We start from the raw sequence: 19,322 nt of genomic DNA on the forward strand, positions 1-19,322 counted from the left end.
CCTGCCTGCGCGGCAGACGAGTTCACCGAGGCTGGAGCAGCCCACGTCCGGCCATGAAGGCACGCAGCGTCTCGGCGTCCTCGGCGGACATCAAGCGGCGTGGGATCACGGTCGCCGGCATCCGGCCGACGTACACGATCCAGAACTCGGGCGTGTCCCTCACCTCGGCGACCCCGTCCCAGGCGATGCCGCCGGACTCCGAGCCGCTGCGCATCATGATGTTGTCGTCGGTGATGTCGTAGGCGCCCTCGACAGCGTAACGACCGGAGCGGCGCCGGGCGCGCCACCGCACCCACGGCGAGTACAGCATCAACAGCAGGCCAGCCACGACCATCGTCACGCACAGCGGCGAGATCCGGTCACCCCACTCGAACCCCCGCGAGGCGGCGAAACCGATCGCCCCGACCGCCGCCAGCACCGCGCCGACCTGACCGTACCTGCGCAGGCGGACACTGCTGAGCGCGGCGGCCACGCGGCCCGGGTAGGCGGGATCGGCCGGGACGTCAAAACGGATGTGCACGCCAGAACGATAGTGCCCCCAAGCGCCTGATCCGCATCCCGCGCCCGCGCTGGGACGGGGCAACACTGTTGTGTGATCTCGGTTACAGTGTGTGGTCATGCGTGACACCCGTCCCCTGTTCCACCGTGCCGGAGCCGCGATGCTGCTCCTTGCCGGCCTGGTCGCCGGACCCGCGAGCGCCGCCTCGGCGGCCCCCGGCTCCGCGCCGGGCACACCCGCGGACTCCACACCGGTCGAGGCGCCCGAGGCCGACACCCCGCCAGCGGGCACCGCGTCCCCAGGAACGGCCGGCACCGCGCGGGCTGCGGCGGGCGGCTCGGCCGACCTGTCGCTCATCGTCCGTGGCACCACCATCGCCGATGTCTCGACTCCCAAGCCCGCCACCCTCAAAATCACCAACCATGGCCCGGCCACCGCTACCGGCATCCGGCTGCGGCTGGTCGGCTGGGTGGACGGCGAGTCCACCGACCCGGGCGCCGTCAACTGGTGTGAGCGGCCCGAGCCGCCGATGCCGCCGGCGCCGCCGGTCCCGCCCGGCGGTCGTGTGGTGGCCATCGGCACGGAGTGCGATCTGCCGAACCTGCCGCCGGGCCGGTCGCTGACCTTCGACATGAGATACCCGATCTTCGGCGGGGGTGTGATCCACATGTTCGGCGAGTTCACCACCTCCGTCCGGCACGCGCAGAGCGATCCGGTGCCCGCCAACAACAGCGTGCTCAGCCGGCTCATCGCCACCGCCTCGGTCGCCGGCGCGGACATGTACGCGTCCGCCTGGGACGTACCGGTCGACGCCTCCGGGAAGGTCGGCGCGATAGTCCCGGGTCAACGGGGAGAGCTGCGGTTCGAGATCGGCAACGTGGGCCTTACGGTGGTCCGCGAGCTCGAATTGACGCTCCGGCTGCCCGAGCACGTCAGCCTCGAAGGTGACCTGTCCGGGTGCGAGTACGACGCCGGCCGCCGCGAGGCGATCTGCGTCTACCGTGGCCTGTCGCTCATCCCGGTGAACGACGACACCGACCCGAACGACGACGAGCATTCTGGCCTGCGGTTCCAGGTCTCGGTACGGGTGGCGGAGTCCGCGCCCGCCCCGGCGCACCTGGCCGGTGGACGGGTGGAGGTACGGGCGCTGCTCGACGAGCCGATCCCCAGCATCGCCGCCGCCGGACTGCCCCGGCAGGCGAGCCCGATGCGTGCCGATCCCGAGGCAACGCCGGACCGGGATCCGAGCGACAACACCGACACGTTCACCGTGTTCACCGCCGTGGAGTCCGGTGGTGTCGGCGGCGGCATGCCGGTGACCGGTGTGGACGCCGCCCGGATGGCCGGCACCGGCGCCGGCGCGGTGCTGCTCGGCGCCGCCCTGCTGCTGCTCGGCCGCCGCCGTCGCCAGTCGTCGGTGACCCGGCCCGGCCAGGGCTGATCCGGCATCGGCCCGCCGCCCGCCCGGCGGCGGGCCGATCACGGTCGGGAGGCGTACGTGACTCGGCGTGGTGCGGCTATCGATCCGCCCTGCCGACGGGGGTGACCGGGTCGACGGGCGCCGCGAACCGGGCGGTCAGCTCCCGCTTGAGGACCTTGCCACTGGGCCCGAGCGGCATGGCGTCGACGAGCACCACCCGGCGGGGGTACTTGTAGCGGGCCATCCGCTGGCGGCACCAGGCCACGATCTCCGCGGGCAGCGTCTCGTCCCGCTCGGTTCCGGGGCGGGGCACGACCACCGCGCAGACCTCCTCGCCGAGGGAGTCGTGCGGAACGCCGATCACCGCGACCTGGGCCACGGCGGGATGTCGCGCCAGTGTCTCCTCCAACTCGCGGGGGTAGACGTTGTAGCCGCCGCGGATCACCATGTCCTTTTTCCGGTCCACGATGCGCAGGTTGCCGTCGTCGTCCTGGACGCCGAGGTCGGCCGAGCGGAACCAGCCGTCCACGATGGCCTCGGCGGTGGCCTCCGGCTGGTTCAGGTAGCCGGCCATCACGTTGTGGCCACGGATGACGATCTCGCCGATGTCGCCGACGGGCAGCAGCTCGACCCGGTCGTCCAGGTCGGCTCGGGCGATCGCGACCTCGACGCCCCAGATCGGACGACCGACGGTGCCGGGCCGTCGCGGCCACGCCCGCTGGTTGTACGCGACCACGGGGGATGTCTCGGTGAGCCCGTAGCCCTCGTAGATCGGGCAGCCGAACCGCTCCTCGAAGCTCTCCAGTACCGCGACGGGCAGCGCCGCCCCGCCGGAGTAGGCCCGGTCCAGCCGCTGCCGTGGCGGGTCGTGCTCGGTGGCGGCGAGCAGGGCGAGATACATGGTGGGCACGCCCATCAGCACCGTGCAGCCGTACTCGGCGATCAGCCGCACCGCCCGCGCCGCTTCGAAGCGCTCCATCAGCACCATCGTCGCGCCGGCCCGGAACGTCGTGTTCATGCCGCAGATCTGCCCGAACGTGTGGAACAGCGGGAGACAGCCGAGCAGTACGTCGTCGCCGTCCATCGCGAACGGCGACTCCATGCCCAGCTCGACGTTGAGGAAGACGTTGAGGTGGGTGAGCATCGCACCCTTGGGCCGTCCGGTGGTCCCCGAGGTGTAGAGGATCAGCGCGATGTCGGTCGGCGAGCGGGGCACCAGGTTGTCGATCGGCTCGGCCCCGGCAGCGAGTTCGTCGGTGACCGTGAGGACCGGCGTACCGGTGGATCTGGCGGCCGGGCCGCCGTCGGCGTCGCGCAGCTCCGCGGTGCAGACCAGCGCGGCCGCCGCGCAGTCTTCCAGGATGTACGCGATCTCGCCGGTGCGCAGCGTCGTCGGCATCGGCACGACCGTCGCACCCAGCGCGAGTGCCCCGAAGTACGCCTTCGGGAAGTGTGCCGAGTTCGGCAGCAGCAGTGCCACCCTGTCCCCGGGTCCGATGCCGTGCCGGCGCAGCAGAGCGGCCTGGTGGCGGGCGCCGGCCCACAGCTCACGGTAGGTGAGCGTGGTCGCGGCGGTCACGAGTGCGGGGTGGTCCGGTCGTCGCAGGGCCGACTCGGCGAGGACGGCGGCGAGGGAGAGGGCCATGGTTGCTCAGACGCTCGCTTCCGTGGCCAGTCGTGCCTTGTCGGGCTTGCCGATCCTCGTCAGCGGCAGGGCGGTACGGAGGTGGAACCGCTCCGGCACGTGCTTGACGGAGAGCCGCGCGCCGACGAGCTCGCGCAGTTCGTCCTCGCTCGGCTTCGGCTGCCCGTCGTGCGGCGCCACGGCGGCGTGCAGGTGCTCCAGACGGTCGCGGTCGACCACCGCGAAGACGGCGGCCTGGGCGACGCCCGGGTGCGTCATCAGGGCCTGCTCGACCGCGGCCGGGTAGATCTTGATCCCGTTGGCCTTGATCACCTCGGCCCGCCGACCGCAGATGGTGAGGTAGCCGCGTGTGTCGAGGAAGCCCAGGTCACCGGTGTACAACCAGCCGTCGCGTACGGTCCGGGCGGTCAGCTCCGGGTCGGACACGTACCGGGTCATGGCGAACGGGGAGCGGACGACGATCTCCCCGACCTCGCCGACCGGCAGATCGTGCCCGTCGGCCTCGGCCCGGATGCGTACCTCGGCGAACAGTGGTCGCCCGGCCGTGCCCAGCAGCGCCGGATCGGAGTGCTCGAACGGGGTCAGCATGCTGATGGCCGCGGCCTCGCTGGTGCCGTAGATCTGCATGAGTACCGGCCCGAACCGTTTCGCCGCCAGGGCCAGCCGGTCCGGCGAGGACGGTGCCCCGGTGTAGCAGAGCATCGTGATGCTCGACAGGTCGGTGTCGCCCGTCGCGGGGTGGTCCAGCAGCAGGTAGAGCTGCGACGGCGAGACGAGCAGGCGGGTCACCCGATGCCGCTGCACGGCGTCGAGCACGGCCCCCGCGTCGAAGCCGTCGTGCAGGATCACCGAGCCGCCCGAGGCGAGCGAGTCGTCGGCCGCCTGTCCGCTGGAGTGGCTCATCGGCAGCGTCGCGAGATAGGTCGCCCGCCAGGCGTTCTGTAGTCCGCCGGTGATGAAGCCGCGGCGGGTGCGGAAACTGACGGCTATGCCCTTCGGCCTGCCGGTGGTGCCGCTGGTGTAGGTGACCACGGCGTCGGTGTCCGGGGCGACCGCCACGGTGGACTCGTCGAAGGCCGGATCGCCCCGGGACAGGTCGACGACGTCGAGGCCGAGTCGGCCGAGCGCGGTCAGCTGCACCGGGAGGGTGACGTCGTCGCGGATCGCGCGAGCCCGGTCGACGTTCACCTCGTCGATCGCGAGCACCGTCATCCGGGTTTCCTCGACGATGCGCCGGGTCGCGTCGGCGGTGAGCCGGTCGTTCGGGTCGACGGCGTTGGTGGTGTGCAGGTGCACCACGGGGGCGCCGACGAGGTTCGCCGCGTACCGCAGGATCAGCGTTTCCGGGGTGTTGGTCTCGGTGAGGATGCCGACCACCGGCGTCACTCCCGGTCCCACGCCCAGCCGCCGTCGCAGCACCGAGGCGGCGCAGCGGACCGCACCGGCGAACTGCTCCGCGGTGAGCGTGACGTCCCGCCGGGTGAGCACGACCCTCCCGGGTTCGGTGCCGAGGACCTGGAGGATACGGCTGACATAGGTGTCGTTCGCGGACATGGCGGCTCGTCCCCCTCGCGCGGCGGAATTGCGGCGAGCATAGCTTCCCGACAATGTGTCACAACCATCAAATCGCATGTCGCAATCAATCGACGGCAGCCATCGAGGCGCTATCGATACGAGATCCAGCCCTGTCACCATAGGCTGGCCGGAACGCCCTGACCCTGCACGGAGCGCGCTTGGAGTTCCCGTGTGACGGGCCCCGGCAACATCAACAAAGCGCTGCGGGAACGGGCTCGCGGCGCATCGTCGTGAGTTCCGGAAGGTGGGTCGACACCATGCCGCATTACTTCGACGCCCTGCGACGGTTGCGTGACGACCTGGAGACCGCCGGGAACAGACGCGAGTTCCTTGAGGTCGGGCGGTTGGCGGGAAAGTTCCCGGCCGCCCTGCACAACCGTGCCGGCGTGCCGGCCGAGATCAGCGTGTGGTGCAGCAACGACTACCTGGGCATGGGGCAGCACCCCGACGTCCTGGCCGCTATGCGGGACACCCTGGGCGAGGCCGGTGCGGGCGCCGGCGGCTCGCGCAACATCGCCGGAACGAACGGCCTGCACGTCCGGCTGGAGCGGGAACTCGCCGAGTTGCACGGCAAGGCCGACGCCCTGCTGTTCAGCTCGGGCTACGCGGCCAACGAGGGCTCGCTGTCCGTACTGGCCGGACGGATCGAGGACTGTGTCGTCTTCTCGGACGAGAAGAACCACGCGTCGATCATCGACGGGCTGCGGCACAGCGGTGCCGAGAAGCGGATCTTCCGACACAACGACGCGGCGCACCTCGAAGAGTTGATCGCGGCCACCGATCCGGACCGGCCGAAGATGATCGTCACGGAGTCGGTGTACTCGATGGACGGTGACATCGCGCCGCTGGCCCGGATAGCCGCCATCGCGAAGCGCCACGGCGCCATGACCTTCCTCGATGAGGTCCACGCGGTCGGCATGTACGGGCCACAGGGCGCCGGTATCGCGGCGGACCTGGGCATCGCCGACGAGTTCACGGTCGTCATGGGCACCCTGGCCAAGGGATTCGGCACCACCGGCGGCTACATCGCCGGACCGACCGATCTCATCGACGTGGTCCGCGGGCTCGCCCGCTCGTTCATCTTCACCACCGCCCTGCCGCCCGCGCTGACCGCCGGCGCGCTGGCCGCGGTCCGGCACCTGCGCGGCTCGGACGAGGAACGCACCCAACTGCGCGCGAACGCGACCCTGATGCACCGGCTGCTCCACGCGCGCCGGATCCCGTTCCTCTCCGACCAGTCGCACATCATCTCGGTCCTGGTCGGTGACGACGCCACCAGCCAGCAGATCTCCGAACTCCTGCTGACCCGGCACGGCATCTACGTCCAGGCCATCAACGCGCCCAGCGTGCCGAAGGGCCGGGAGATCCTGCGGGTCGCGCCCGGTGCGGTGCACTCCACCGACGGCGTACGCGCCTTCGTCGAGGCGCTCGACTCGATCTGGCGGGAACTCGACCAGCGGCGCTCCCCCGTGTCCCTGGCCACGGTCCCGGCGATGTCCTGACCCGGCGCGAGCCGAGTGACCCCGACCGGAAGGACGATCGTGGCTGATCGGACGGACCTCACCCCACGCCTCGCCGAGTACGTCCGGGAGGTGTCCCGGCGCGAGGACGACATCCTGCGCGAACTCCGCGAGGAAACCGCGATGCTGCCCGGTGGCGTGGCCATGCAGGTGCCCGCCGAGGAGGGCCAGCTCCTCGCCCTGCTCGCCGCCCTCGTCGGCGCCCGCTCGGTCCTGGAGATCGGGACCTTCACCGGCTACAGCACGCTCTGCCTGGCCCGAGCACTGCCGGCGGACGGCCGCGTGGTCACCTGCGACATCACTGACCGATGGCCGTCGATCGGCGCCGACTACTGGGCACGGGCCGGGATGACGGACCGCATCGACCTGCGGGTCGGTGACGCGCGGGAAACCCTCGCCAAGCTTCGGATCGAGGAGGGGCCGGACAGCTTCGACCTGGTCTTCATCGACGCGGACAAGATCGGCTACCCGGAGTACTACGAGCTGAGCCTCCCGCTGGTCCGGCCGGGCGGGCTGATCGTCGTGGACAACACGCTGTTCTTCGGCCGGGTCGTGGACCCCGCAGCCCAGGACCCCGACACCGAGGCCATCCGCGAACTCAACACCCGGCTGCACACCGACGAACGGGTCGACGTCAGCCTGCTCACCGTGGCCGACGGCATCACCCTCCTGCGTCGGCGGGCCTGACCGGTGCGTCGGCGGGGCTGACCGGCGACCACGGGGTGGGCGCGCCGGACGGGTCACGTCAGGTGCGGTGCTCGGCGCGTGCCAGGGCTTCGGCGATCCAGCGCTGCGTACGGCAGGAGTGGCAGTTTCCCTCGGGGCTGCTTCGACGGTAACGGGCCAGCCGCTCCACCGCCGCGACGTAGTACCCGGACAACTCCTCCCGGTACATCCGCTCCTGGGCGTGCACCCAGATCAGCCACGGCATCTGGTAGCAGCCACCGTCCTCGGCCCGCAGCAGGTGCGCGTCCACGAGATCGTCCAGCAGTTCCTCGGCCTGCTCCGGGCTGCACTCAAGCAGGGCGCCCACCGTCGGTGGCCGGATGCAACGCGGGGGGATCATGCCGAGCCGGCGCAGGGTCAGCCGCAGGTCCGTGCCGTTGCGGCCCTGGGCGGCCAGGTCGTCGTACGCCCGGTCCAGTGCCGTACGCACGACGAGCTCGCCGAACTGGAGCTCGTCGAGAATCCGCCGCGGGTCCGCCAGCCGGCGCGCGAGGGCGTCGAGCTTGCGATGCGTACGGTGCGCCACCCTCAGTCCGGCGACGCGCAGGGCCAGGGGCAGCCCGGAGCAGGCGTGCACGATCCAGCGGACCGCCTCGGGCGCCGCGTCCGTCTGCTCCCGCCCGATGATGCCGGCGAGCAGCCCGAGCGACTCGTCGTCGTCGAGGGCGGCCAGTTGGATGGTGCGGGACCAGTCCACGTCGACGAGGTGGGACCGGCTACTGACCAGAACCCTGCTGTCGCCGCTGCCGGGCATCAGCGGACCCACCTGGGATCCGGACGTCACATCGTCGAGTACGACCAGCACCCGGCGCCGCGCGATGACGGAGCGGTACGTGGCGAGCCGGTCGGTGCCCCGGCTCGGGACGGCGTGTTCCGGCACCCCGAGGCCGACGAGGAACCGGCCGGCGACGTCGGCGGGATCGCTCGGGCGGCCGTGGTCGTCCTCAAGGCTGGTGTAGAGCTGCCCGTCCGGGAAGTCGGCACGCGCGGCGTGGGCGGCCCGCAGCAGCAGGCTGGTCTTGCCGACGCCGGGCCCGCCGGTGATAACGGCGACCAGGGCCGGCGAGGCGGGCGAGGTGAGCAGTGCCGCGAGTTCCCGGGTCTCCGGGGCCCGGCCGGTGAAGTCGTGTACCGCGGGCGGGAGCTGCGCCGGCAGCAGCGTCTCCACCTCGACCTCCACCTCCTCCTCCGATCCGGCGCGCTCGTCGCGGACGGGATGCGCCGGCCCGCCCCAGACGGCCACCGAAGCGGGCGACTTTGCCTCCGTACGCAGGATCCGGCCCTGGATCTCCCGCAGGTCGTTGCCGGGCTCCATGCCGAATTCGGCGATCAGATCCGCCCGGGTACGCCGGTACAGCTCAAGCGCCTCGGGCTGCTGACCCGCACGGGCGAGAGCCAGCATGAGCCGACCGACGAACGCCTCGTTGAACGGTTGCTCGGCGACGATCTGCCGTAGCTCGGGCAGCAGCTCGGCGTGCCGCCCCAGGAACAGCTGCATGTCCACCCGCCAGCCCAGCGCCTGCAACCGCAACTCCCGCAGGTGGACGCCCTCGGAATCGCGCAGACGCGGCGACGGCACGTCCAGGAAGGGGTCGTTGCGCCACAGACCGAGACCCTGGTCGAGTTCTGCCACGGCGCCGGGCAGGTCGTCCCGCTCGGCGAGCCGCTTCGCCGCCCGCCGGTGCGCGTGGAACCGGCCGAGATCCGTCTCGTCCTCCTCGGCCCGCAGGAGGTAGCCGGGGGCACGGGTGACGATCCGCTCCGCCCCGGCCTTGCCGAGGACCTGGCGCAGCCGCATGACGTAGGTCCGGACGGTGGCCGCCGCACTGGGCGGCAGCGGGTTGTCCCAGACGAGCTTCGCTATGCGGTCGACGGGCACCACCTTGTTCGGAGACAGCAGAAGTGTCGTCAACACGACCCGCTGCCGGGGAGCTGAAATCGTGACCTCGCTGTCACCGGAGCGGACCACCAACGGGCCAAGAAAGAGAAACTCCACTATTTGCTCACTTCAGCCGAGCGTTTCCCTGCCAGGGGAAACCCACCCCCGTGTTGTCATCTGTTGTACACGTGAGGAAGGCTCCGGATTTGACGACGAAGTTAAATCCCGGTGGGCAAAATCGAGCACCCGGTACACAATTGGCCAGCACGGCGATGCCGGATGTTGCATTGATATGCATAAACGCAATATCACCGGTGGACCGGCACCCACCGCACCCGGGTATAGACGATCTCGATCTTTCTCAGCGACCCACGGAAACCCCGGCCAGATCGGGTGCGTCAAGCCGCACGGTGGACGAACCGGCCCACTCGACGGGCACGAGATGCAGCCGCTGGACCCCGTCGGCGCCGGGCGCGGCGAGCGCGTCCCGACAGTCACAGACCTCGTCGTCGAAGCCGGCGAACCGGTAGGCGACCTCCATCATCCGGTTCCGGTCGGTGGGCCGGAAGTCGGCGAGAAAGTGGACGCCCGCCCGCGCCGCCTGGCCCGCCAGCCAGGCAATCAGGACGGAACCGGCGCCGAACGAGACCACCCGGCACGACGTGGCGAGCAGGCGCAGGTGCCAGACGTCCGAATGCTTCTCCACGAGAACGACGCCGACGGCGCCGTACGGTCCGAACCGGTCGGTGAGCGAGGCCACCAGCACCTCGTGGCCCGGTTCCCGGAGCAGCCCGCGCAGCGTCTCGTCCGAGTAGTGCACACCCGTCGCGTTCATCTGGCTGGTCCGCAGCGTCAGCTCCTCGACGCGCGACAGCTCCTGCTCGGTGGCCCGATCGACCCGCATCACCAGCTCCAGTGAGCGCAGGAAGTCCTCGTCGGGGCCGGTGAATCCGGCCCGCTCGGCGTCCCGCTGGAACCCGGCCTGGTACATCTCCCGCCGCCGGCGCGAGTCGACCGTGCGAAACGGCGGGGAGAACTCCGCCAGACCGGGCAGCGTCAATGCCGTCTCGGCCGGATAGCACCGCACCTCCGGCAGGTGGTATGTGACCTCGGCACGCTCGGTCGGCTGGTCGTCGACGAACGCGATCGTGCCGAGGGCGAAGTTCAGCGTCTCCGCTATCCGGCGTACCGCGTCGGACTTGCGACCCCAGCCGATCTCCGGCAGCACGAAGTACTCCGCGATGCCGAGCGCCTCCAACCGCGCCCACGCCAGGTCGTGGTCGTTACGGCTGCTGACCGACTGGAGGATGCCGCGCGCGTCCAACTCGACGACGACCGCCCGCAACTCGTCGGCCAGCGTCACCTCGCCGTCCTCCAGCAGGGTGCCCCGCCACAGCGTGTTGTCGAGATCCCAGACCAGGCACTTCACCATGGTCGGCGCCCCCGGCGACGTGTCCTCGCTCAACGTCCTCCCCCTCCCCCACCGCTCAGTACGTGATCGGCCAGCAGCAGCTGGCACATCTCGTTGCTGCCCTCGATGATCTCCATGCACTTGGCGTCCCGGTACGCGCGCGCCACCGCGTGCCCGTCCCGGGCACCGGCCGAGGCCAGGACCTGCACCGCCGCTGCGGCCCCGCGCGCCGCGTACGTGGCGCTCGTGTGCTTGGCCAGGACGGTGGCGATCACCTGGTCCGGCGAGCGCTCGTCCCAGCAGCGGCTGGCGTGCTCGCAGGCTCGGGTGGCCGCCTGCTCGGCGACCAGCAGCTCGGCCAGGTGCCGGGCGACGAGCTGGTGCCCGCCGAGCGTCCGGCCGAACTGCTCCCGGCTGCGCGCGTGCTCACCGGCGGCGTGCAGGCAGGCGCGGAGGATGCCGACGCAGCCCCAGGCCACCGACATCCGGCCGTACGCCAGTGCGGTGGTGACCAGCAACGGCAGGAACTGGCCGCCACCGCCGAGCAGATGCGAGGCTGGCAGGCGTACCCCGCTCAGCCGCAGATCCGCGTGCCCGGCGGCGCGGCAACCCAGCGGATCGGCGATCCGCTCGATCTCGACGCCGGGGGCGTCGGTCGGCACCACGACGGCGCCGGCGGCGCCGTCGTCCAGCAACCCGAACACGACGACGAAGTCGGCGTAGACGGCCGCCGTCGACCAGGTCTTCCGACCGTCGACCACCACCGCGCCGCCGTCGTGGCGGATCCGGGTGGCGATGGCGGACAGGTCACTACCGGCCTGCGGCTCGCTGAATGCGACCGCGGCCAGTTCCCCACCGGTAAGCCGCCCCAGCAGGTCCGCCCGCTGCTCCTCGTCACCCAGCCGCTCAATCGTCCAGGCCGCCATGCCCTGCGAGGTCATGACGCTGCGCAGCGACGAGCAGAGGCTGCCGACATGCGCGGTGAACTCGCCGTCGCGGGAGCTGGTCCAGCCCACGCCGCCGTAGGCGGTGGGGACGCCGGGACTGAGGTAGCCGGCGGCGCCCAGCTTCGTCAGCAGCTCCCGGGGCAGCCGGCCGGCCCGGTCCCAGCCCTCCGCCTGGTCGCCGACCAGGCCGGTGAGCAGGGCACGGGGCGCGGCGAGCGGGTCACTCACCGGCGCTCCCGCCACCCAGGCGACGCACCAGCGCCACCATGTTGTCGACCGTCCGGAAGTTGTCGAGCCGCAGGTCCGCGCCCCGGATGGAGATGCCGAAGGTCGTCTCCAGGTGGACCACCAGCTGCATGGCGAACAGCGAGGAGAGTCCGCCCGTGGCGAACAGGTCCGTATCCGGCTCCCAGGTTCGCCTGGTCTGGGCCGCCAGGAACGCGAGCAGGTCCTTCTCGACCGTCCCGCCGTCCACGGTCGCGTCCGGGTCGGTGTTCGTCGTGTCCATCAGTGTCTCCAGGGGGTTAGTCGTGGCGCTGCTGATCAGCCGTACGCGTAGAAGCCGCGGCCGGACTTGCGGCCGAGGTGGCCCAGGCGGACCTTCTCCAGAAGCAGGTCACAGGGGCGGCAGCCCTCGTCGCCGGTGCGCTCGACCAGCACCCGGAGCGAGTCGACGAGGTTGTCGATGCCGATCAGGTCGGCCGTCCGCAGCGGGCCGGTCCGGTGCCCCAGACAGTTCTCCATCAGGGAGTCGACGGCCTCGACGCTCGCGGTGCCGGCCTGCACTATCCGGGCCGCATCGTTGATCATGGGATGCAGGATCCGACTGGTGACGAAGCCCGGGGCGTCCCCGACCACTATCGGCTCCTGGCCCAGGGCGGCCAGCGCGTCGCCGAGCGAGGCCATCACCGCCTCGCCGGTCCGACGTCCGCGGATGACCTCCACCGTACGGATAAGGTACGGCGGGTTCATGAAGTGCGTGCCCACCACCTCGTCGGGGCGCTTCGCGAAGTCGGCAAGCTCGTCGATCGGGATCGAAGAGGTGTTGGAGACCAGCGGGGTTCCCGGCCGCACCAGCGCCGACACCTCGGCGATCACCTTCGCCTTGACCGCGATGTCCTCCGTGGTGGCCTCGATGACCGCGCTCGCCCCGGCCGCGTCCGCGAGGGTGCTCGTCGTGGTGAGCGTTCCCACCGGTACGTCGCCGGAGAGCCGTCCCATCAACTGCGCCATCCGCAACTCGCCGTCGATGCGCTCACGAGCGCGGTCCAGCGCCTGCTCGCCGACGTCGACGAGCAGGACCGGCAGGCCCCGGACGAGGGCCAGGGTGGTGATGCCGACGCCCATGACGCCGCCGCCCACCACGGCGAGCCGGTGCACATCCGACGCTTCGGACCAGGTTGCTGTGCTCATCGTGGACAGAGCCCTTCCGTGACTGCTGCGGGGGTCGGGGTCAGGAGAGGATCGACGCGAGCCAGTCGGAGACGGCGGTGGCCGTGGTGGCCACGTGCTGCTCCATCATCGAGAAGTGATCGCCGTCGACATCGATCACCGCGTGTGCCCCGGGCCAGCTCGACCGCCAGTCACCGACGGCGGGCGCGGCGGCACCGAGCGGGCTGGAGGCCCGGACGAGCAGGACCGGGGCCGCCACCCGTGGCGCCCGGTAGTCGTCGAGAATCCGGAAGTACTTGCCCATCGCGGTGAGCCGGGCGCCGTCCAACGGGACCGCCTGGTCCTCGCGGTCGAACATGCCGCTCAGCAGCACGTCGTTGAACTGGGTCATCGCCCTGTTGTCCGACAGGTACGTGTCCAGCAGCACCACCGCCGCCGGTCGTACGCCGCGTTTCTCCAACTCGGCGGCGACCCCGTGGGCGACCGTGCCGCCGGAGGAGGAGCCGAGCAGGACCAGGGGCCGGTCCCCGCCGAGCCGTTCGAGGACCTCCTCGGCGTGGTACTCCAGCAACGGACCCATCGCCGACGGCACCCGCTGTCCCGGCAGGAAGCCGGGGGCGGACAGGACGCTGGAGCCGTACGTGCCGCGGAAGCGGTTGACGAACCGGGCGTACTGGTGGCCGCCGCCGAGCGCGACGAGGGAGCCGAAGCAGATCAGCTGGGGCGCCTCCTCGTGGGTGTTGATCCGCAGCAGCGTCGGTGGTTCCGCCGAGTCCCGTAGCTGGGCCGCGGTGTGGAACTCCGGACGCAGCGCCGAGGCGTTCTTGAGCAGGTCGATCGCCTCGTCGGACCGACCCCGACGGCAGAGCTGCCGAAACAGCGTGCTGACCGGGTCGTCGTCGGAGCGGGGCGCAACCGGGGCCACCGGCTGGCTGCCCGGCTGTTCGCTGGTGACCTGTCGTTCGGCAGCCGCGGCGGCGGCCCACTCCACCCGTACCAGGTCGGCGAGCTTGGCGGGCGTGCCGCTGGAGAACACGACGGTCGGCAACAGGTTCAGCCCGGTGGCCCCGGCCAGGCGGTTGCGCAACTCAAGCGCGGTGAGCGAGTCGAACCCGACCGACAGGAACGCCTCCTGCGCACCGACCGCGTCGGCGTCGGCGTGCCCGAGCACCTGGGCGGCGTGCACGCGTACCGCCTCCAGCAGGATCGCCAGTTGCTCGTCGGCCTGCGCCACCGCCAGTCGGTCCCGCAGCCCCGAGTCCACCGTGGCGGTCTCCGGGCCCGAGGTACGCACCAACGAACGGAGCAGGTACGGCACCGGCCCGGTACGGAACGCGGCGAGGTCGAGCGCGACCGGCACGAGGACCGGATCGGGCCGGGTCAGCGCCGCGTCGAACAGCGCCGTGCCGGCCTCGGCGGTCAGGCTCAGCACGCCACTGCGCGCCATCCGGTTGATATCGATGTCCGACAGCGCCCCGGTCGGGCCGCTGCGCTGCTCCCACAGCCCCCAGGCGAGCGAGGTGGCGGGCAGCCCGTCGCGGTGCCGGGCCACCATCAGCGCCTCCGCGGCACCATTCGCGGCACCGTACGCCGCCTGGCCGGGCCCACCGAACAGCCCGGCCACCGAGGTGTAGACCACGAACGCGCGCAGCGGGAGGTTCCGGGTCGCCTCGTGCAGGTGCCACGTCCCGTCGACCTTGGGCGCCAGCACCCGGCCGAGCCGCTCGGGCGTGACATCGGCGAGCAGGGCGTCATCGATCACCGCGGCCGTGTGCACGACCGCCGTCACGGGGTGCTCGGCCGCGACACCGGCCAGTGCCGCGTCGAGCGCCGCCCGGTCGGTCACGTCACACCGCTGCGCCGTCACCCGCGCGCCGGCCGTGCCGAGCTCGGCGATCAGCTCGGGCACTCCCGGCGCGTCCGCCCCGCGTCGACTGAGCAGCAGCAGCCGGCGTACGCCGTGCCGGGTCACCAGGTGCCGGGCGAGGATGCCGGCCAGAACCCCGCCACCGGTCAGCAGCACGGTGCCGGTGCCGTCGAAAACATCGGTCCGCGCCTCGGCGGGCCGTACCGGCCGCAGCCGGGGCACCCGGATCCGCCCGGCCCGCAGCGCCACCTCGGGCTCACCGGACGCGAGCAGGGCGGGCAGCAGTTCCGCGGTGCTGCGCGGGTCGTCGGAGTCGACCAGGACCAGCCGGCCCGGGTGTTCCTGCTGCGCGGAGCGGACCAGGCCGTGGACGGCCGCAGCCGCCAGGTCCGGCGGCACGTCGCCGATGTCGGCGGCGCCCCGGGTGAGCACCACCAGCGGCGGGCTGCCGACGGCCGGGCGCCGCAGCCAGGCGTTCAACTGCTCCAGGACGGCGGCGGTGGTCTCGTGCACGAACGCGGGCGTGGCGGCGGCGGGCGGCGGGCACGCCAGGAGTACCGCGTCCAGGCCGGCGACGGCGTCGGTGACGGCGGGCGTACCGGCGGGCAGCAGCCGCTCGTCGTCCGCGCCGAGCCGGGCCCAGAGCCCGGCCGAGGCGATCCCGGCGGGAGCGTCCAGGGTGCTCCACTCGACCCGGTACAGCGAGTCGGTGGCGGGACGCAGCGAGTCGAACGAGGCGGTCCGCATGGTGAGCGTGCCGACCGTGACCACCGCCCGGCCGTCCTCGTCGGTGACCTGGAGCGAGACCTCGTCCGGGCCGGTCGGGCGCAGCGCCACGCGCAGCGTCTGGCCCGGCCGGGCGCCGGCCCAGAGACGCACCTGCTGCCAGACGAAGGGCAGCGGGACGCCGGTCGCCTCGGGCTGCCGCTCCGCCTCACGGCCGACCCCCGCGTCGCGCAGGCTGACGGTTTGCAGGAACGCGTCGAGCAACGCCGGGTGCATCGGGAAGCCGTCCGCGCCCAGCTCGGGCAGCGCCGCCTCGGCGAAGATCTCGTCACCGCGCGACCAGGCCGCGCGCAGGCCCCGGAAGGCGGGACCGTACTCGACGCCACGGTCGCGGAGGAAGCCGTACAGCTCGCCGATGCGCATCTGCCGCGCGCCGGTCGGTGGCCACACGACGCCCGTGACGGCGCTCGGCAGCGGCCCGGAGGGGGCGAGTACGCCGCTGCCGTGGCCGGTCCACTCGGCATCGGGTCCGGCCTGCTCGGACCGGGAGTGGAACTCGATCACCCGACGCCCGGCGTGGTCCGGCGTACCCGCGGTCAGCCGTAGCTGCACGCCGGTGCCGTCGTCGCCGGCCGGCAGCAGGAGCGGCGCGGCGAGGGTGAGCTCCTCGACGAGGGCACAGCCGAGCTGTCCGCCGGCGTGCGCGGCCATCTCGACGTACGCCACTCCGGGCAGCAGGACCGCACCCCGGACCGCGTGGTCGGCGAGCCAGGGCTGCTCCGCCAGCGACAGCCGCCCGGTGAACACGGTGCCGCCGGTGCCGGGCAGCTCCACGGTGGCGCTCAGCAGCGGGTGCCCTGGGTCGCGCTGTCCCATCGACACCGGATCGCCCCCGGCCGGGGTCGGGTCCAGCCAGTAACGCTGACGCTGGAAGGCGTACGTGGGCAGGTCGACGCGGCGGGCGCCGGTGCCCTCGTACGCCGGCCGCCAGTCGACCGGGAGCCCGGCGACGTGGGCCTGGCCGAGCGAGGTCAGCAGCCGAGTGCTGCCGCCGTCGTCGCGACGCAGCGTCTCGACCATGGCGAGTTCGGTGAGCCCGGCGTCGACCGCCGCGTCCCGCAGGCTGAAGGTGAGCGTCGGGTGCGGGCTGACCTCCACGAAGGTCCGGTGGCCGGCGTCGAACAGCAACTGTGCGGCCTCGTGGAACCGTACGGTCTGCCGCAGGTTGCGGTACCAGTAGTCGGCACCGAGCGCCGGTGACTCGACCCACCCGGCGTCCACCGTCGACATCATCGGCACGCCGCCCCGGCGGGGACGCAGCTCGCCGAGCCCGGCGAGGAGGGAGTCCCGGACCCGGTCGATGTCGGCGGAGTGCGGGGCGTAGTCGACCGGGGTCCGGAAGGTCAGCATGCCGTCGGCCCCGGTCTCGGCGAGCAGGTCGTCCAGGGCGGGCGCCTCGCCCGCGACGACGACGACCCGTGGACCGTTGACGGCGGCGAGGGAGAGCCGGCCGTCGTACCCGGCGATCAGCTTCTCGGTCTCGGCGACGGTGAGCATCAGGGTCGCCATGCCCCCGCCGCCGGCCACCTCGGCGAGCGCACGGCTGCGCAGCACCGCGATCAGGGCGCCGTCCGCCAGCGAGAGGTGGCCGGCGACACAGGCCGCGGCGACCTCACCCTGGCTGTGCCCGACGACGGCGGCCGGCTCGATCCCGTACGCCTGCCAGACGGCGGCCAGTGACACCAGCACGGAGAACAGCACCGGTTGGAGCACCCGTACGTCCTCGATCGAGGGTGCGCCGGGCTCCTCGCGCACCACCGCGACCGGTGACCAGTCGAGGTGGGCGGCGAAGGCTCGCTCGCAGTCGGCCATCCGTGCGGCGAAGGCGGGTGAGCTGTCGAGGAGTTCGCGGGCCATCCCGGGCCACTCGGCACCGAGGCCGGGGAAGACGAACACCGGCCGACCGGGCCGGGCCGGGGCGGTGCCGAGCACGGCCCGGTTCGTGTTGTCTCCCCGGGACACCGCGGCGAGCGCGTCGAGCAGCTCCGCGCGGCCGGTGCCGACGACGACCGCCCGCTCGGCGAAGCGGGAGCGGTCGAGCGCCAGCGACAGGCCGACGTCGGCCGGGTGCAGGTCCGGCTCGGCGGTCAGCCGGGAGTGCAGCCGAGCCGCCTGGTCGCGGAGCGCGGCGGGAGTGCGCCCGGACAGGGTCCAGGCGACCGGGCCGCCGGGCCGTGCGGGTTCGCCGGGCCGTGCCGGATCGGCGACCGGATCGGCGGGTCGTGCCGGTTCGGCGACCGGATCGCCGGGTCGTGCCGGATCGGCGGCGATGGACTCCAGGACGAGGTGGGCGTTGGTGCCGCTGGCGCCGAACGACGACACGGCGGCGCGGCGTACGGTGCCGCCCGCCGGCCAGGGTGTCGCCGCCCGCAGCAGCGCGACGCCGCCCTCGCCCCAGTCGACCTGGGCGCTCGGCTCGTCGATGTGCAGCGAGCGGGGCAGGATGCCGTGCCGCATCGCCAGCACCATCTTGATGACGCCGCCGACGCCGGCCGCCGCCTGGGTGTGGGTGAGGTTCGACTTCAGCGAACCCATCAGCAGTTCCCGGCCGGCGGGCCGGTCGCGGCCGTACACGTCAAGCACCGCCTGTGCCTCGATCGGATCGCCGAGTACGGTCCCGGTGCCGTGCGCCTCCAGGGCGTCGACGTCGGCCGGGGACAGTCCCGCGTTCTCCAGCGCCTTGCGAATCACCCGCTGCTGGGCCGGACCGTTGGGGGCGGTCAGCCCGTTGCTCGCACCGTCCTGGTTGACGGCCGAGCCCCGGACGACGGCCAGCACCGGGTGCCCGTTGCGGCGGGCGTCGCCGAGGCGTTCCAGCACGACCACGCCGACGCCCTCGCCGAACGCGGCACCGTCCGCGCTCGCCGAGAACGACTTGCACCGGCCGTCCGGGGCGAGGCCGCCCTGCCGGTGCGCGCCGCTGAGCACTCCCGGCGCGTTCATCACCGTCACCCCACCGGCGAGCGCGAGTGACGTGTCCCCCGCCCGCAGCGCCTGGCAGGCCAGGTGGATGGCGACCAGTGAGGAGGAACAGGCGGTGTCCAGGCTGACCGCGGGGCCCTCAAGCCCGAGCAGGTACGCGACGCGCCCGGAGACGACGCTGGGGATGGTGCCGGTGCCGAGGAAGCCGGCGAGGTCCTCCGGAACCCGCCCGAGCCGGGTGCCGTAGTCGCTGTTGATGACGCCCGCGTAGACGGCGGTGTCGCCACCACGCAGGCGGTACGGGTCGATGCCGGTACGCTCGATCGCCTCCCAGCAGACCTCAAGCAGCAGCCGCTGTTGCGGGTCCATGGCGAGCGCCTCGCGCGGCGAGATGCCGAAGAACCCGGCGTCGAAGTCGAGGGCGTCGGGCAGGAAACCGCCCCGGAGGCCGGACGAGCCGGCGGGGTCGCCGGCCCCGGCCGGGTCGACCGGCGGCAGGTCCCAACCGCGGTCGGCGGGGACGCCGGTGACGCCGTCACGCTCGGCGATCAGCAGGTCCCACAGCTCGTCGGGACCGCTCACCCCGCCGGGGAACCGGCAGGCCATCCCGACGATCGCCACCGGTTCGCGGGCTCGGTCGACCTCGGCTCGCAACCGCTGGTTGTCCAGCAGGGTGGCGCGAAGGGCCTCGACAACCTGATCTGCCGCCATGGCGGTCCTCTCCTCGTCGGAC

General features: G+C 72.4%; 11 protein-coding genes and 1 pseudogene. 3 read left to right on the forward strand and 9 right to left on the reverse strand.

Going from position 1 to position 19,322, the window contains the following annotated elements; translation table 11 throughout:
- Window positions 1–22 precede the first annotated feature (22 nt).
- Complete coding sequence (locus OG792_RS20005) at window positions 23–520, reverse strand: YcxB family protein (protein ID WP_329101055.1); 498 nt, start codon at window positions 518–520, stop codon at window positions 23–25.
- A 97-nt stretch (window positions 521–617) separates the two neighbouring features.
- On the opposite strand from OG792_RS20005, the gene OG792_RS20010 reads away from it, so the two are divergent.
- The gene (locus OG792_RS20010) at window positions 618–1,940 is read left to right on the forward strand and encodes an LPXTG cell wall anchor domain-containing protein (protein ID WP_329101057.1); all 1,323 of its coding nucleotides are present in this window, start codon (window positions 618–620) and stop codon (window positions 1,938–1,940) included.
- A gap of 76 nt (window positions 1,941–2,016) precedes the next feature.
- Here the strand turns inward: OG792_RS20010 and OG792_RS20015 are convergent, their stop codons facing one another.
- Both OG792_RS20015 and OG792_RS20020 read right to left on the reverse strand, forming a co-directional pair.
- The gene (locus tag OG792_RS20015) at window positions 2,017–3,564 is read right to left on the reverse strand and encodes a long-chain-fatty-acid--CoA ligase (RefSeq protein ID WP_329101059.1); all 1,548 of its coding nucleotides are present in this window, start codon (window positions 3,562–3,564) and stop codon (window positions 2,017–2,019) included.
- Between the two features lie 6 nt (window positions 3,565–3,570).
- A complete protein-coding gene (locus tag OG792_RS20020) occupies window positions 3,571–5,118 on the reverse strand; it encodes a class I adenylate-forming enzyme family protein (protein WP_329101062.1) in 1,548 nt (515 codons plus the stop codon).
- Between the two features lie 278 nt (window positions 5,119–5,396).
- On the opposite strand from OG792_RS20020, the gene hemA reads away from it, so the two are divergent.
- Complete coding sequence (gene hemA / locus OG792_RS20025) at window positions 5,397–6,641, forward strand: 5-aminolevulinate synthase (RefSeq protein ID WP_329101064.1); 1,245 nt, start codon at window positions 5,397–5,399, stop codon at window positions 6,639–6,641.
- 39 nt (window positions 6,642–6,680) lie between these two features.
- Complete coding sequence (locus tag OG792_RS20030; protein ID WP_329101066.1) at window positions 6,681–7,346, forward strand: O-methyltransferase; 666 nt, start codon at window positions 6,681–6,683, stop codon at window positions 7,344–7,346.
- A 58-nt stretch (window positions 7,347–7,404) separates the two neighbouring features.
- On the opposite strand, the gene OG792_RS20035 is transcribed toward OG792_RS20030, so the two are convergent.
- The 6 genes and pseudogenes from OG792_RS20035 to OG792_RS20060 all read right to left on the reverse strand — a co-directional run.
- Entirely contained in the window at window positions 7,405–9,381 is a 1,977-nt protein-coding gene (locus OG792_RS20035; protein ID WP_329101068.1) for an AfsR/SARP family transcriptional regulator, read from the reverse strand.
- A gap of 244 nt (window positions 9,382–9,625) precedes the next feature.
- Entirely contained in the window at window positions 9,626–10,729 is a 1,104-nt protein-coding gene (locus OG792_RS20040; protein WP_329101070.1) for an HAD-IIIC family phosphatase, read from the reverse strand.
- Window positions 10,726–11,850 carry an acyl-CoA dehydrogenase family protein gene (locus OG792_RS20045; protein ID WP_329101072.1) on the reverse strand — a complete coding sequence of 375 codons (1,125 nt, stop codon included), beginning with the start codon at window positions 11,848–11,850 and terminating at the stop codon, window positions 10,726–10,728. The genes OG792_RS20040 and OG792_RS20045 overlap by 4 nt, the downstream gene beginning before the upstream one ends.
- Window positions 11,843–12,130 carry an acyl carrier protein gene (locus OG792_RS20050; protein ID WP_329101074.1) on the reverse strand — a complete coding sequence of 96 codons (288 nt, stop codon included), beginning with the start codon at window positions 12,128–12,130 and terminating at the stop codon, window positions 11,843–11,845. Before OG792_RS20050 ends, OG792_RS20045 begins: the two co-directional genes overlap by 8 nt.
- Before the next feature lie 35 nt (window positions 12,131–12,165).
- Complete coding sequence (locus OG792_RS20055) at window positions 12,166–13,035, reverse strand: 3-hydroxyacyl-CoA dehydrogenase family protein (RefSeq protein WP_329101076.1); 870 nt, start codon at window positions 13,033–13,035, stop codon at window positions 12,166–12,168.
- Window positions 13,036–13,075: 40 nt separating this feature from the next.
- Window positions 13,076–19,216: pseudogene (locus OG792_RS20060) on the reverse strand (type I polyketide synthase); the annotation flags it as partial.
- Window positions 19,217–19,322 lie beyond the last annotated feature (106 nt).

Source organism: Micromonospora sp. NBC_01699, assembly GCF_036250065.1.
GTDB lineage: Bacteria > Actinomycetota > Actinomycetes > Mycobacteriales > Micromonosporaceae > Micromonospora_G.

Excerpts from the sequence above, each read along its gene's own strand:
- OG792_RS20010 (WP_329101057.1), top strand. The coding sequence starts at position 618 with ATGCGTGACACCCGTCCCCTGTTCCACCGTGCCGGAGCCGCGATGCTG.
- OG792_RS20015 (WP_329101059.1), bottom strand. The coding sequence starts at position 3,564 with ATGGCCCTCTCCCTCGCCGCCGTCCTCGCCGAGTCGGCCCTGCGACGA.
- OG792_RS20020 (WP_329101062.1), bottom strand. The coding sequence starts at position 5,118 with ATGTCCGCGAACGACACCTATGTCAGCCGTATCCTCCAGGTCCTCGGC.
- hemA (WP_329101064.1), top strand. The coding sequence starts at position 5,397 with ATGCCGCATTACTTCGACGCCCTGCGACGGTTGCGTGACGACCTGGAG.
- OG792_RS20050 (WP_329101074.1), bottom strand. The coding sequence starts at position 12,130 with ATGGACACGACGAACACCGACCCGGACGCGACCGTGGACGGCGGGACG.
- OG792_RS20055 (WP_329101076.1), bottom strand. The coding sequence starts at position 13,035 with ATGAGCACAGCAACCTGGTCCGAAGCGTCGGATGTGCACCGGCTCGCC.